Annotated in this window: 12 protein-coding genes; 7 read left to right on the forward strand and 5 right to left on the reverse strand. The window is 47.3% G+C overall.

Going from position 1 to position 13,806, the window contains the following annotated elements; all coding sequences use genetic code 11:
* Positions 1-384: 384 nt before the first annotated feature.
* Positions 385-594: a hypothetical protein gene (locus AC14M5_RS12335; protein WP_484029969.1), complete on the reverse strand. Its 210-nt coding sequence runs from the start codon at positions 592-594 to the stop codon at positions 385-387.
* Positions 595-1,037: 443 nt separating this feature from the next.
* Here AC14M5_RS12335 and AC14M5_RS12340 point away from each other — a divergent pair, with 443 nt between their 5' ends.
* Positions 1,038-1,724 (forward strand): response regulator transcription factor, encoded by a 687-nt coding sequence (locus tag AC14M5_RS12340; protein ID WP_484029970.1) that lies wholly within the window; start codon positions 1,038-1,040, stop codon positions 1,722-1,724.
* On the opposite strand, the gene AC14M5_RS12345 is transcribed toward AC14M5_RS12340, so the two are convergent.
* Together AC14M5_RS12345 and AC14M5_RS12350 are read right to left on the reverse strand one after the other, a co-directional pair.
* Positions 1,693-2,658: a polyprenyl synthetase family protein gene (locus tag AC14M5_RS12345; RefSeq protein WP_484029971.1), complete on the reverse strand. Its 966-nt coding sequence runs from the start codon at positions 2,656-2,658 to the stop codon at positions 1,693-1,695. The two genes, AC14M5_RS12340 and AC14M5_RS12345, sit on opposite strands and share 32 nt — an antisense overlap.
* Before the next feature lie 48 nt (positions 2,659-2,706).
* Positions 2,707-2,880, reverse strand: a complete 174-nt coding sequence (locus AC14M5_RS12350) for a hypothetical protein (protein WP_484029972.1) — start codon at positions 2,878-2,880, stop codon at positions 2,707-2,709.
* Positions 2,881-3,042: 162 nt separating this feature from the next.
* Here AC14M5_RS12350 and AC14M5_RS12355 point away from each other — a divergent pair, with 162 nt between their 5' ends.
* The 4 genes from AC14M5_RS12355 (at position 3,043) to AC14M5_RS12370 (ending at position 9,255) form a co-directional block, all read left to right on the forward strand.
* The gene (locus AC14M5_RS12355) at positions 3,043-5,295 is read left to right on the forward strand and encodes a sensor histidine kinase (protein ID WP_484029973.1); all 2,253 of its coding nucleotides are present in this window, start codon (positions 3,043-3,045) and stop codon (positions 5,293-5,295) included.
* Between the two features lie 116 nt (positions 5,296-5,411).
* Positions 5,412-6,812, forward strand: a complete 1,401-nt coding sequence (locus tag AC14M5_RS12360; RefSeq protein WP_484029974.1) for a helix-turn-helix domain-containing protein — start codon at positions 5,412-5,414, stop codon at positions 6,810-6,812.
* A complete protein-coding gene (locus AC14M5_RS12365) occupies positions 6,788-8,125 on the forward strand; it encodes a tetratricopeptide repeat protein (RefSeq protein ID WP_484029975.1) in 1,338 nt (445 codons plus the stop codon). The genes AC14M5_RS12360 and AC14M5_RS12365 overlap by 25 nt, the downstream gene beginning before the upstream one ends.
* Positions 8,122-9,255 carry a hypothetical protein gene (locus tag AC14M5_RS12370; RefSeq protein ID WP_484029976.1) on the forward strand — a complete coding sequence of 378 codons (1,134 nt, stop codon included), beginning with the start codon at positions 8,122-8,124 and terminating at the stop codon, positions 9,253-9,255. Before AC14M5_RS12365 ends, AC14M5_RS12370 begins: the two co-directional genes overlap by 4 nt.
* 123 nt (positions 9,256-9,378) lie before the next feature.
* Here AC14M5_RS12370 and AC14M5_RS12375 read toward each other — a convergent pair whose 3' ends face one another.
* Together AC14M5_RS12375 and AC14M5_RS12380 are read right to left on the reverse strand one after the other, a co-directional pair.
* Entirely contained in the window at positions 9,379-10,041 is a 663-nt protein-coding gene (locus AC14M5_RS12375) for a nucleotidyl transferase AbiEii/AbiGii toxin family protein (RefSeq protein WP_484029977.1), read from the reverse strand.
* On the reverse strand, positions 10,034-10,327 hold the full coding sequence (locus AC14M5_RS12380; RefSeq protein WP_484029978.1) for a hypothetical protein: 294 nt from the start codon (positions 10,325-10,327) through the stop codon (positions 10,034-10,036). The genes AC14M5_RS12375 and AC14M5_RS12380 overlap by 8 nt, the downstream gene beginning before the upstream one ends.
* Positions 10,328-10,364: 37 nt before the next feature.
* Here AC14M5_RS12380 and recQ point away from each other — a divergent pair, with 37 nt between their 5' ends.
* A complete protein-coding gene (recQ, locus tag AC14M5_RS12385) occupies positions 10,365-12,542 on the forward strand; it encodes a DNA helicase RecQ (RefSeq protein WP_484029979.1) in 2,178 nt (725 codons plus the stop codon).
* Positions 12,543-12,870: 328 nt separating this feature from the next.
* Positions 12,871-13,773, forward strand: coding sequence for a YihY/virulence factor BrkB family protein (locus AC14M5_RS12390; RefSeq protein WP_484029980.1), 903 nt, complete (start codon positions 12,871-12,873; stop codon positions 13,771-13,773).
* Positions 13,774-13,806: the final 33 nt, after the last annotated feature.

Raw genomic sequence — 13,806 nt, forward strand, 5'->3', positions numbered from 1 at the left:
ATATTCTTCTGAACCCTCAACTAGCACGATGTAATATTTTTTTTCTGAATCAAGCACGGGAGTCGGAACTGCAATAATTTCTTCGCACTCCAATACAGTATTAGGATTCTTACCCTCGAACATTGAACAACTCGATAGTGTATAAATAATGAAAGATAAGAAGATTACCTTTTTCATATACATGATTATCCTCTTTCTCCTTTAGCAGAATATATTATAGTTACATCTTCTTTGTATGTTTCATAAAGTTGTATAGATTAGAAAACAAAAAAGCCACGACAACACCTGATCAGGATGTGTCATGACTTCCGGGAATCTTTCGCCCTCGCCAAAGCCGAGTTGTTCTTAAGTTGTCGTACGGGATAATCTGGAAGATATTACAAACTAACTATTGTCTTCCTTATTCCACAGTTTATAACTTTCAACCTTATTGATATATCTTAACTCGCCTTTTTGCACAATAATGTGTACCTCACCATATTCTCCAAGTTCGTCAATTATTTCATCAATCCGCCTGATCTGTTCAAGCGTGAGCTTGTACAATTTCAGGTCGACAGGAAGCTGAACTTTCCTCAAATGTTCCTGATCTTTCATTTTCTCCTCCCAAAATAGATAAACGAATAAAATACGAAAAACTGTTTGAAATTACTTGGTATGGGGGGAACTTTCAACAACCACCCAAAAGTACTATGTCAAGTATTTTACATCTTTTCTTCATAATTTCAAGCCCCAATTTCCCCCAAAATACCCAGATGCGCTTCAACCTCACCCACCGGTCTCCCGGCGTTCGAGCCGCCCGCAAGGTTGAAGCACATCCTATCCCCTTCCCCGCTTTGCAAATGGAATTGAGAACAATGGGCCATTCCGTATGACACAGAGTCTGGTATCTTCACATTGCTTTCATTATTGTAGGGGTTTCCAATTTCATCTTCAATAGACAGGCAATCAAAAGACATAGGCATTTGTACTGAATCCTTGAAAGGTCTTGTAATAGGAGAGCCTTTTTGTTACTCTAATATGGAGAGGGAACATATTGCATGAATAAAAAAATACGCGTAGCAATACTGGACGACCATCAATCCATTGTGGATGGATATGTTTATCGATTGGAGAAAGAGCCTCAGATCGAAGTAGTGGCAATGATGGGTTTTGGGGATGAATTGGAGCCCACGCTCAAAAATATTCCTGTGGATGTTCTGTTGTTGGATGTAAACGTCCCCACATCAAGTGAAAATCGAAATCCTTACCCGATCCTGCACGCCATTCCGAGGCTGCTGCAAGCGCACCCCGACCTCAACATCCTGGTCATCAGTATGCACGCCGAACGCGGATTGATCCGCGCAGTGATGGATGCGGGGGTAGGCGGATATATCTTGAAAGACGACCAGGCCGTTCTTAAGGATTTGGGAAGCGTGGTGAAAGGCATTGCAGGGGGCGGAATCCATTTCAGTCAGATCGCGCATAAGTTATATTCCAAATATTTATCCACCGAATCAACTGAACTTCTCACCCCGCGTCAATTGGAAGTATTGTCCCTGTGCGCCGCATACCCCGATGACTCCACTGCTGACCTGGCAGAGAAGATGAACGTGAGCAATTCCACAGTGCGAAACTTGCTCTCCGGTGCATACTTCAAACTGGATGTTCACAACCGCGCCGGGGCCATCGCCAAAGCGCGGCAACTGGGGTTGATCACGCCGAATCAACCTGAGACGCCCAGGTAAAAGTTTTATCCACTTCCTGAAAAAGCTGAAAGACAGGCTGAACTACATCTTCAAAAATCTTTTCAAGGATTTCACGCCGCTTAATTGGCAGGTCAGTTAAAATTCCCTGCACCATCTCATATCGACTCAATAACTGATAAACACAATAACTAATCGCCCCGCAGCGGATCAGGATTTCCTGCGCTTCATCCAAAAGCTTTGGGTTGCTCCTGACATGCGGATGGATTTCCTCAAACCGCGCGCGCAAGGGGTGTTCCACCAGGCGGGCAAAAAGGATCGGCAGCGGCGAGCGACCATCATCCCAATCAGGCTTTGCGGGAACAGCCAGCGTATCATTGATATCATCGTGGATTTGGATCATTTCCCCATACAAATTCCCCAACTCTTTAATTTGCAAGGCAAGCTGTACCGAAGCCCCACCCATCAACGCACCGATTTGCAATGACACGCTGAAGAACGGCGAGCTCTTTGCCTTCGCTATTCTCCAATACGAATCTTCATCCGCAACAATCGAGTTGACGTCCCAATGCTGGCCAATGGTTGTAGCAAGGAACATTTCGTTCACGCTTTCCATCGCCAGCAACTTTGCGTCTGAGGTCATTTCACAATGGGAAACTATCGCCAGCGCCGCGGATTGCAAAGCAGAAGCCATATTCGCAACGGCAGGCTCTCCAACTCTCAAATGCTCGCCGCGTGGGTCAGCATCCAGCATATCGTCCACCAGCACAATGCCAATATGGCTGCAAGCTACAGCCACCAATGCCGGGATGGATTGCTCCACAGTTCCTCCAACGGCTTCACAGGTATGCAAAGGCAGGAGCCAATGTGCGGGCTTCACCGATGCAACGCGGCGAAACAACGTCTGTAATTCAGGCCATTCCTTTACGTGCGAAATTTCTGAGAACTCATCAACAATTTTTTCATATAGTTCCATTTAATTTACTCCTTGTGCAGGCCGGGTTTCCCCGGCCTGCATACTTTCTTACGATACGCTGGCAGGTTCGCCAGCTTCCCAAATGTACCAGGGGTTGAACGCGGCAGCCGAATTGACCTGGTCGCGGCTGAGGCGGGTCAATGCTGCCAAATGGCGTTGAAGGGATGTGGATCCCACATTCACAGCGGATAACCACTCGCGAAAGCTATTCATTTGTTTCATTGGAAATACCTCCAGAATATAGTTTTTACAAACTGCCGGCTTTTATCAAAAAGCTTTGGCATGAACGGATAAATTACGTTAAAAATCTTTACACTGCGCTATAATCGAACCACCTCCTTCTTTGAACAAGCAAACCCAATCCAGTTCCATAAAGAGAAACCCATGCGCAAAACCTCACCCCAACGCTGGCAAATCAGTGAACTGCTCATTCCCGTTTCTGTATTATTCATATTGGTTTGGTATACCTACGGCGTTTTGTTCGTCGACCCCTATTCCGGCTTCGCCTTTAATAACAGCAATGGGCGTGTTGTAGAGATTTATTCCCAACCCGAGCAAGCACCCACTCTGCAAAAAGATGATTTGTTGGTACAGATCGGGCCTGTCACCTGGGAAAATTACAAAAGAGATGCCAGAGTTCTCTTCTTCGAAGGTGTGCAAGTGGGGGAAATCGTGCAGATCACCGTTATCCGCAATGGCGAAAAATTAACCATCCCGTGGGAATTCCAGGGGTTCGATCCGGCTGTATTCAAAACGCGCTTCATTAACATCTGGGGGCTGGCTTTCATCTTCTGGTTCTTTGGCACCGCCGCGCAATTGTTGATTCGTCCAAAAGATGATCGTCGCAGGTTGTTTATTGCTGCCAATTATCTGACCGCGCTTTGGCTTATCTTTGGCACTTTGTCTGCCTCTCATCTTTGGGAAAGCTCGATCCTGTTACACGCTATCACCTGGCTGCTCTTACCTGTTTACCTGCACTTGCATTGGGTATTTCCCCGTCCGCTTAAAGAACTGCCAAAAGTAGCATGGATTCTCCTCTATCTGACAGGCCTCACTTTTGCAACAGCGGAGATCACACAATCCCTTCCAAAAAGCCTGTATGCTCTTGCCTTTCTTGCGGCCCTGCTTGGAAGCATCACTCTTGAAATCATGCACTTTGTTCAGCAGAAAGACCAGCGCCGTGATGTGAGTTTGCTTGCCTCTTCCATGATCCTCGCTTTTGTTCCATCGATCATTTTTGGGATTCTTGTAACCGTCGGCGCGGTTCCATACATCGGGCCTGCCGCCCTCTTTGCCCTGCCCTTCATGCCGCTGGCTTATTTCTACGTTATCTACCGCCGCCAAATGGGAGGGCTGGAAGTACGTCTGAACCGGTTCATCTCGCTTTATGCTTTTCTGATTCTTTTTGGAACAGCACTATTAATTCTTGTTGTCCCCATCACAAGCCTGGATATGAACCTTGAAACAGCGATCTTTATCGGTGTACTGGTGATCCTTGCCGCCATGTATACGGCAATTACCGCTTTCCCTATTTTTCAAGCCTTCGTGGATAAACGTTTTTTCGGCATCAAACTTCCCTACCAAAACTTTCAGGAAGCCTATTCAAACCGCATTACTTCAAGCACATCAATTCCCAGTCTTCTGCAATTTCTTAATGATGAAGTATTTCCAAGTCTGCTTGTCCGTCAGTTCGTCTTCATGCAGGTTTTCAATGGAAAACTAAAGACACTGCTCACTGGAAACATCAACCCTGAACAACTCCCTCACGAAAACGACATGAATGAACTCGCCTCGCAAGCGGGGGTGTATCTTCCATATGTTTCTTCAGCCAGCGGTTGGACCCGCCTCATTCTGCCGCTCAAGGTTGGTGATTCTTTCATCGGCTTCTGGCTTCTCGGACGCCGCGACCCGGACGATATCTATCCCCAGGCAGAGATTCCGATCCTGCAATCTATTGCCAACCAGACTGCCATCGCGCTAAGCAATATCCTTCACTCAGAACAATTACGGAAGTTGTATCAGACCGACATTGAAAGGAATGAACAGGAACGCATGCATCTCGCGTTGGAATTGCACGACAGTATTTTGAATGAGCTTGCATTCCTTCGCACAAACCTTGGTGAAACCAGCCTTTCACCAAAGTTCCAGACTTCCTACGAAGAGATAACCCATCGCTTGCGCGAAATCGTCAGTAACTTGCGCCCACCTATGTTAATGTATGGTCTCAAACCCGCCATCATTGAACTTGCAGATAACCTCATGGAGCGAAGTGGCGACAAGGTCAGGATAAAAGCAGATCTTGAAGCCAGCGAGGAGAGAGTTCCGCAGCACATCGAACAGCATTTGTTCCGCATTGTGCAGGAAGCCTGCAAAAACAGTCTTCAACACGCCGATGCAAGAACTATTTCCATCTATGGAACCCTAACTTCGGAAAAAGTGGATTTAAATATTCATGATGACGGCAAAGGCTTTGATGCTGATTCAAAACTTGAGCTGGACAGCCTGCTGGCGAATCACCACTTTGGCCTCTCTGGCATGGTCGAGCGTGCGACCCTGGTTGGCGCAAACATCAAAATCCACTCCGGCTCAAATAACGGCACGAGAATTCACGTCACGTGGGATAGTAATAAGGATTAAATTATTAAGGTGCAGTGGAACACAAACTTGCCTTACCGCCACTTATACGATTAGCCGATACGGGAGTCCATCAGCATTTGCTTATGGCTTCTCAAGCGTTGCTTAAGGGATGATTTATGGAAAATTTCGGAACATTATTGCGTGGCTTTCGCAAACGCTGCAAGGACCCAGATGACCCCGAGCGAATTCTCAGCCAGGCAAAATTTGGGGAATTATTGGGAGGGGATATGGGAGCCGGTTTCAGCGGTGCCGCAGTCAGCGACTGGGAACGTGGGGTTAGTAAAATTCATGCCGACCAGCGCCCGGTTCTGTTGAAGATCATCAAGGTGTTTCATCAATGCAGTGGAATGACTAACCCGGGCGAGGCAAACAGCTTACTTCACGCTGGAAATTATCGTTCCCTCGATCAGGAGGAAATTGATTCTATATTTCCCCTCACCGAATCTGCACCCCATAACGGGAACAACCTATCATCGATGGATTTATGGCCCCCTGGAATCCCAGATGAAGACTACTTTTCCTTGCCACAACGCGAGCAACAATTTGCAAAACTACTGGAACTCATGGAAAGCGATAATGGCCTTCCATTGATTTCGATTGACGGCCTGGGAGGAATGGGAAAAACTTCGATGGCTGCTGAATTGGCTCGTCGTTGCATAGGAAAGGGTTTGTTTCAAGGAGTGATCGGAGAAACGGCCAAACAGGAGATGCTTACCGGAAACGAAATTATTTCATTGCAATCCCCGATTCTCAACTATGAAAACCTGCTGGATGCGTTGGCACGCCAGTTGCAATTGTGGGATTTATTCACACGCGATATGAAAGCCAGAGAAACTGTGTTGAGTCAGATTTTAAGGCGTGACCGCTATCTGGTTTTTGTGGATAACCTTGAAACCATTGAGAATGCAAATGTACTTGTGGGTCGTCTGAGAAATATTTTGGGAGCAAGCCGGGCCATTATCACAAGCCGCGTCAAAGTCCACTTTGGCTTTGCCCATTCCTTTACACTTGAAGGTTTGGAATTGGGTGATTCCATCCTGTTTATTCACTCTCTAGCTGCAAGACTTGGCGTGAAGCAAATTCAAAACGCAAACACGGAGACACTTGCGGAAATTTGGCAGCTCACTGGCGGCTCGCCTTTGGCAATCAAACTAGCAATTGCCCAGGCCAGGTTCGTAGATCTGGATTACATTCTCAACCAAATGCGCGGAGCAAATAACAATTTGTATTTCTTTATTTTCAAAGAAAGCTGGGGACAGTTATCTGAAACAGCCCGGAGTATTCTGGTCTATATTGGAAAAACAGCCATCGAAACAGTTGGCCTGCAAGAGTTGCTCGGCACCGGACTCGCGGAGAACAAGACCGAACTTGCAAATTCCCTTGAACAATTGATTAATTATTCTCTGCTTGATGTGTCTTATGCAGAGGAACAAATCCGTTATGGCATTCACCAACTTACGAGACAGTTCATCGCCAGAGACCTGCCGGTAATATGGAAAGAACAGGGATTGCTCTGATAGAGTCAGCCTTACATTCCGTAGGAAATAAGCATCAAGAAAATGCCTTTCTTCTGTGGCACTCTTCCGGCCCGAAGCTTGCCGCTGAGGGACGCCTGAGACTGTTATCAAGTATCAAGGATCAGCCCGGCCAGATCGACAGGGAGTTCGCAAACATCCGCGCCTCAGTGGAGTGGTTAAAGAAACAACACGAGCGCTACGCTGCTGAACTTTTGCTCGCGTACATGGAAATTTTGGAACCTTATCTTCATTTGAGAGGTCGTGATTTCGATCTTGCGGATTGGTGTACAACAGGGTTGGATGCGTGCGACAGATTGAAAAGGAATCCTTCGCAAGTATTGTTAATCCTTGGGAATGCACAATATTCGCTTGGGCAGTGGGAACAGGCAGATGCTAGTTGGCAGGCTGCTATAACAGCAAGCCAGGAGAATAATCAGAATATCCACGCACGTGCGGTATCTGCGCTTGGTCGGCTTCAGATCAATCAGGGAAAATACAGAACTGCATTGAAAACGCTGGCACACGCAGAGGAGTTGCTTAGCAAAGTCAATGACACGCAGTCGATTATCAGTGTTCGTTCTGAGGTCGCTGCCTACTACCTGAATCGGCGCGAACTAGATAAGGCGCTCAGGTTGTATCTCGAAATCGATGATCTCTGCAAAAAAAATGGAATGGTAGCATCGTCTGATCAGATTACCCTCATGCTCGGAGTTGTCTATAGACAAAAGGGGATATTCGATAAGGCAAATGATTACCTGTTGGAGTTGTGCCGTCGTGGTGAGGTGCACAAGGATATCTCCAGCCTGGCCACTGGGACGCATCACCTGGCATGGCTCCATTATGAATTGGGGGATTTAGAGCAGGCACGCTATCTGTGTGGGAAGGCGCTGGCACTGTATGATGAACTGAAGGATCCAAGAGGTCTTTCGGATGGTTATGAACAACTGGGCGCCATCTTAATGGAAATGGGCGAGTTGGAAGGTGCAATTAATTTCCTTGAACAATCAATCCAGGTCCGTCAACAAATTGGGAATGACCCAGGCTCCATCAGCAGCCTGCGCCGTCTGGCGCTGGCATATATGTTAAAGGGAGATCGCGGCTTGGCTATAAGGCTATCCATTCGTGTGTTGATGCGTTATATGCAATTGGGAATTCTCAGCCCCCAACGCATTTTGGCTCTTTTCAGGGATTTCCTGGCTGGAATCTCGCAAATGCTACTTTACTGGATTAGAGGGAGCAAAATCAAGTCCGTTATGGAAAGATTTTCACATGCCTTGGTGCGACCTAAAAAGCAGGACCGCACCCGTTTATGAACGCCTTTGGCAAGCTTTTGCGTAACTTTCGCAACAAGTGCGCCGATCCCTACCATCCCTATCGAAGGCTTTCACAGGAGAGGCTTGGGGAGTTGCTCGGGGAGGAGCTGGGTGATCTGGGCTTCAGCGGCGCAGCCGTCAGCGATTGGGAACGCGGCAAAAGCCAGATCTATAAGAATAACCGCCTTGTATTAATCGCTATTCTCAAGATACTGTACAAAAACGGCGGTCTCGGGACTTTATCGGAGGCAGAATCCCTCTTGGAAGCCGGGAACTATCGCGCGCTTGATGAAAATGAAAAACAGCAGATCTTCCCAAAAGAACTGCTTGAAATACCAATGCAACCCATAATCAGTAATATGCAAGAAGACCCGCCTCCTGCCGAACTGTCATCAGGGGATGTCTTTTCTATATTTGGCATTCAAAGACTGGTGAATGAAGTCCGCGATGGGCCATTGCCCGTCTGGCCGCGTGTTACAACAGCTATCATGCGGAAAATAGGAGATTGGGTTGGAGGCTTAGACCTGATTCATGCATTTATCTGGCTCGCTATATGGATTCTCTCTTACATCCTAATAATCCCTGCCCTGCGATGGCCCTTTCCCAACCGCCAAATAGCAAAAGACTTGGTTACCATTTATATCGGCGCTTCATTTATCTTGCCACTTCTCATTGGTCTATTGACAATTACAGATAAAAACCCTGTATGGAAGGATAGACAAGGGGCATCTCATGTAATAATCCGCTTGTATACCCATCAAGGTGCGTTTATCGGATTTCATGTAGGGTATTTCGCAGTTTTCGCCATCCACCTGATTGCGTTCTACTTACAGTTCGGACTTGCCGTGTGGTTTCAATTCATGCTCGCAGGATTTCCCCTCTTCATGGGTGCGGTTGCAGCGCATGTTGTCCCGGACAATTTGTGGCGTGCTTATAAGCGGTTATGGCTCTCCGATGGATGGATCTTTTTTGTATTTATCCCACTTGGCCCAGTTTGGGGTTGGTTCTTTTTGGAATACTACTTGTGGCTGATCTATCCCGTTCTGGGGTCGATCATCATCGTAGCTGCTCTGATTCTCACCACACGGTTAACAAAGCGCAAACAACCAATCTCTTCAACTCACCACTAATATTATTGATTTCTCATAGAAACCTACAAAACAGGGGAAGGATAATCAGCCAACCATGTCCAACTCCGAATCCATCCTTAAATCCACTTTTGGATACCGTACTTTCAAGCCGCGGCAGTGCTACTACACTAACAATAACCCTTCCCCCAATTGATTTACTTGAGAAATAAAAAGGTCAACGGGCGGCGCGTTAATCCAGCGGACTGCTTGCCAATCTGCTGGTTCTACAGAACAGAGTACGCGCGCGAGGTCGGCAGGAAAAACTCCAATTGCCTTTCCCTGCGCGCCGTTGATCGCTTCTTTTAAAGAAAGTCCCTTTCGAGTGCAAAGCCCCCAAATATCTGCAAAGTCTTTTGGCTCTTCACGATCCAAAACGGCGGTTATTTTATTTGCAAGAATATTTTCAGCAGAATCCATCCGCCCAAGTATGGGATGATTCACAATCTTTCCCACGCGAGCGGGAACATCATTTACAAACTCCAGTTTGAGCAAAAGATCATTTTCGGTCAAATTCAGTCGGGCAAATCTTTCTTCTTTCATCAAGACTTGGCATGACCAACCTTTGGGTTGTGCGATGGCTTGAATAATACGCTCCACCCATAAGCCAAAACGATTATCGTCGTTGACGAAATAATCCAGGTCATCTGAAAAGCGATGTTGTAGATAACCACGCGAGGAAGCCGTTCCGCCCGTAAGATAAAACTCAGTATCCGCCTGGTTGAGAACTTTAATCACACGGTCCTGAAAAGGATATAGTGTGTCCAGGTAAAAAGAAGGATTATTCATTTAACAACTCCGGATGTTTCTCTGGCAGCCACTGTACCAAAAAATCCAGGCCGCGCACACGGCTTTTTGAGCGAATTTTTCCACGCCAGCGCCGCCAATTTTCCACGAGACGTTTGAATCCTATTAGATGAACGATCTCCTCATAAGAAGCATATTCAATCAAACGACGTGCCGCCCAATCTGAATCCAGCCGCCCTAACGTACGGCGGCCTTCCAAAATCTCCTTGAATTGAGTTGCGTCAAAGTCGTAGTCCCAAAGATAAGGCAATCGTCGTGTCTCTTGCATGGTTTGATTATACACTTCACGACGGTATAATCGAGCGATGCCCAACTCCGAATCCATCCTCAAATCTACTTTTGGATACGATACCTTCAAGCCGTTGCAGCGCGAGATCATCGACAACGTGATGGCGCGGCACGATACGCTGGTCATTATGCCGACGGGCGGTGGCAAGTCGCTCACTTATCAAGTGCCCGCGTTGATGCTTGAAGGCCTTACCGTTGTCGTTTCGCCGCTCATCGCTTTGATGAAAGATCAGGTGGAGCAGCTACGCGCGCTGGGCGTGCCTGCTGTTTTTCTCAACAGTTCGCTGGCTCCCGAAGAATATCAAATGAATATGGACTCTGTGAAAAGCGGACAGTCCAAACTGCTTTATGTTGCGCCTGAGACTTTACTGACTCCCAGGATTTATTCGCTTCTTTCCTCGCTGAAACTTGACCTGCTCGCGATTGACGAAGCCCACTGCATCTCAGAGTGGGGACATGACTTCCGCCCCGAATACCGTCAACTGGTGGATGTGCGCAGGAAGTTCCCATCCGCTGTCTGCATGGCGTTGACTGCCACCGCCACCCCACGGGTCCGCGCGGATATTAAGTCTTCGCTGGGGTTCACTGAATCGAACGAGTTCCTTGCTTCTTTTAATAGAGAGAACCTGTTCATTGAAGTGACACCCAAACGCGACCCCGTCTCGCAGACCCTGCGTTTCCTTGAAAACTTCAAAGACCAATCAGGGATCATCTATTGTTTCTCCCGAAAACAAGTGGATGAACTCGCTGCAACACTGGCACGCTACAAATATTCCGTAAGACCCTATCACGCAGGGCTGGAGGATAGCGAACGCAAGCGCAATCAGGAAGCCTTCATTAGAGATGATGCACAGATCATCGTAGCGACAATCGCCTTCGGCATGGGCATCAACAAGCCGAATGTGCGCTTCGTGATCCATTTTGATTTGCCGAAAAGTGTGGAAAGCTATTATCAGGAAATTGGCCGCGCAGGGCGGGACGGTTTGCCTTCGCATTGCTTATTGCTTTACAGTTATGGCGATGCGAGCAAGATCAGGTATTTCATCGATCAAAAAGAAGAACCTGAGAGAAGCTCTTCCTATCAACATTTGGAGGCGATGACTCGTTACGCCCAGGGAAGTATTTGCAGACGCAAACCTCTGCTTTCTTATTTTGGCGAGACTTATTCTCAGGAAAATTGCGGCACCTGCGATAACTGCGGCGCGGAGCCCAGCGCACAAACAGACATCACCATCCCTGCCCAGAAATTTCTTTCCTGCGTCAAACGCAGCGGGGAGAAATTTGGTGCGGCGCATATCGTGGATATTTTGCTTGGCTCTAAAAATGAAAAGGTTGAAAAATATAAACATCATGAAATATCCACGTATGCCATTGGAAAGGAATTAACCAAGTCACAATGGATGCACATCTCCCGTCAACTGGTGGAACGTGGGCTGTTGATTCAGGAACCCGCCTATCGTGTGTTGTCGGTGACGGCTAAGGGGTTGGAAATGCTCAAATCGCGGGAGCAGGTATTCGGTCAGATCAACGAGGCGAAGCGAAGCGAAAGATCAGGCGCGAGAGTCAAATCCAAATCCACAGAAGAGTCGGATTATGACAAGTCACTCTTCGCTTTACTGCGCAATAAAAGAAAAGAACTGGCAGATGCGGCGAACGTGCCTCCTTATGTAATTTTTTCAGACAAGACGCTGGCTCAAATGGCCGCATATTTTCCACAAGATAAAGATGGCTTATTAAACATGAGCGGGATGGGCAAGGTGAAGTATGAAAGATACGGCGCGGATTTTCTGGCGATCATCAAAGAGTATTGCAGGGAAAACAAGATCGAAGAAAAATACAAAACGCCGATGCGCGATAAAGACAAGGATGCAGGGCGGCGATATGTGGTGGTGGGCGAAGCCTATAACGCGGGCGAAAGCATTGAGGCCTTAACCATGCGTTATGGTGTGACCGCAGATACGATCTTGAATCACCTGGCGCGATTTATTATGGCGGGTAATCCGCTTCGCACGGCGGAGGATTTGATTTCGCTTTCAAAGCTGGACGCTGACCAACAGCAAAAAGTATTTCATGCCTTCGACGAATTGGGCGCGGATATGTTGAAGCCTGTGCACGAAAAATTAAATGCAACTATAAACTATGATGAATTGAAGATATTAAGGTTATGTTATTTAGTGAGCTCGCACCAATCGTGATTCCCTCCTGAAGGATATCGGGATGATGTGAGCGACAGCGACACATGCACCGCGTTGCGGATACAGTGCGGTGAGGGTCTCTATGATAATCCTAGAGATTCTTCGCTGTCGCTACTAAGGAACAAGGATTCTAAAAATCTTTTGCCACGGATTTACCCTTCGGGCACGATGTCGCGAATTTACACAGATTTTTAAAACCAATTCGCGAAATCCGTGTAATCCGCGGCTAAGCTCTTGTTTCTTTGGCTTTGAACGGCGTCTGTTGCACCGTGGTATTACTAAGCAGGACACCACGTAAAACGTGTTATTTATGCCAGAAGAGATAATAATGAAGACACCGCACCACATATCTGATTTTTTGATGGCCCTTCAACAACATGTTGGCCGAATCGCTCACAAATTGAATGTGCTTTCACGCGGCTGGTTACGGGTCTTATGGGCTGCGACACAAAGGACTCTAAAGCCTGATACTGGAATCATGGCCTCAGCCATCGCCTATTTTGCGCTGTTTTCACTCTTTCCATTAATTCTCTTGAGCATCTCCATTGCGAGTTTTGGCCTTGGCCCGAAGATAGACCAGCACGTTATTGTTCAAAGGCTGGAATTCATTGCGCCGGCCCTGGGTCAATTATTGGGGAAAAACATAGATCAGATCATTCGAGCACGCGGGGCTGTCGGCAGCGCCGCTTTGATCGGTCTGATATGGTCAGCCTCTTCGGTCTTTTACACACTCAATCATACGCTTAATGACATCTGGGATATGAAGCAAAGCCGCGCGGCCTGGAGGCGGCGGGGAAGAGCGATCCTGTTTGTGCTGGCTTTTGTCGGGCCGACTCTCTTCCTGATCTCCCTTGCAGGCAGTGTGATCGCCAACCTCCGATTTTGGCTGCCCAACCTGATCCTGCCCCTTAGTGGATGGATCGGTTCGGCGCTGACTACCCTATTGGATATTGCTTTATTTATGGCAGTGTATATGATGCTCCCACACGGGAAATCCACCTGGCGTGAGGTTTTGCCCGGCGCAATGGGAGCCGGGTTACTATGGGAGCTTGCAAAGAAAACCTTTTTGGCCTTCGTTGCCACTTATATTTCAATTTCAAATCTGGTGTATGGAACAGTGGCAACCATTATTGCCTTTCTATTTTGGGCGTATATCAGCAGCCTGGTCTTCATCTTTGGGGCTTTTGTGAGCGTGGCTTATTGGGAGCATAAACAGAAGGAAGTTTCCTAAATTAAAATACACGCTGAGTTATCCTCAGCGTGC

This window comes from Candidatus Villigracilis sp., from assembly GCF_057083605.1.

Bases quoted from the DNA above. Each gene is read 5' to 3' on its own strand.
- AC14M5_RS12335 (WP_484029969.1), bottom strand. From the start codon at position 594: ATGAAAGATCAGGAACATTTGAGGAAAGTTCAGCTTCCTGTCGACCTG.
- AC14M5_RS12340 (WP_484029970.1), top strand. From the start codon at position 1,038: ATGAATAAAAAAATACGCGTAGCAATACTGGACGACCATCAATCCATT.
- AC14M5_RS12345 (WP_484029971.1), bottom strand. From the start codon at position 2,658: ATGGAACTATATGAAAAAATTGTTGATGAGTTCTCAGAAATTTCGCAC.
- AC14M5_RS12350 (WP_484029972.1), bottom strand. From the start codon at position 2,880: ATGAAACAAATGAATAGCTTTCGCGAGTGGTTATCCGCTGTGAATGTG.
- AC14M5_RS12355 (WP_484029973.1), top strand. From the start codon at position 3,043: ATGCGCAAAACCTCACCCCAACGCTGGCAAATCAGTGAACTGCTCATT.
- AC14M5_RS12360 (WP_484029974.1), top strand. From the start codon at position 5,412: ATGGAAAATTTCGGAACATTATTGCGTGGCTTTCGCAAACGCTGCAAG.
- AC14M5_RS12365 (WP_484029975.1), top strand. From the start codon at position 6,788: ATGGAAAGAACAGGGATTGCTCTGATAGAGTCAGCCTTACATTCCGTA.
- AC14M5_RS12370 (WP_484029976.1), top strand. From the start codon at position 8,122: ATGAACGCCTTTGGCAAGCTTTTGCGTAACTTTCGCAACAAGTGCGCC.
- AC14M5_RS12375 (WP_484029977.1), bottom strand. From the start codon at position 10,041: ATGAATAATCCTTCTTTTTACCTGGACACACTATATCCTTTTCAGGAC.
- AC14M5_RS12380 (WP_484029978.1), bottom strand. From the start codon at position 10,327: ATGCAAGAGACACGACGATTGCCTTATCTTTGGGACTACGACTTTGAC.
- recQ (WP_484029979.1), top strand. From the start codon at position 10,365: ATGCCCAACTCCGAATCCATCCTCAAATCTACTTTTGGATACGATACC.
- AC14M5_RS12390 (WP_484029980.1), top strand. From the start codon at position 12,871: ATGAAGACACCGCACCACATATCTGATTTTTTGATGGCCCTTCAACAA.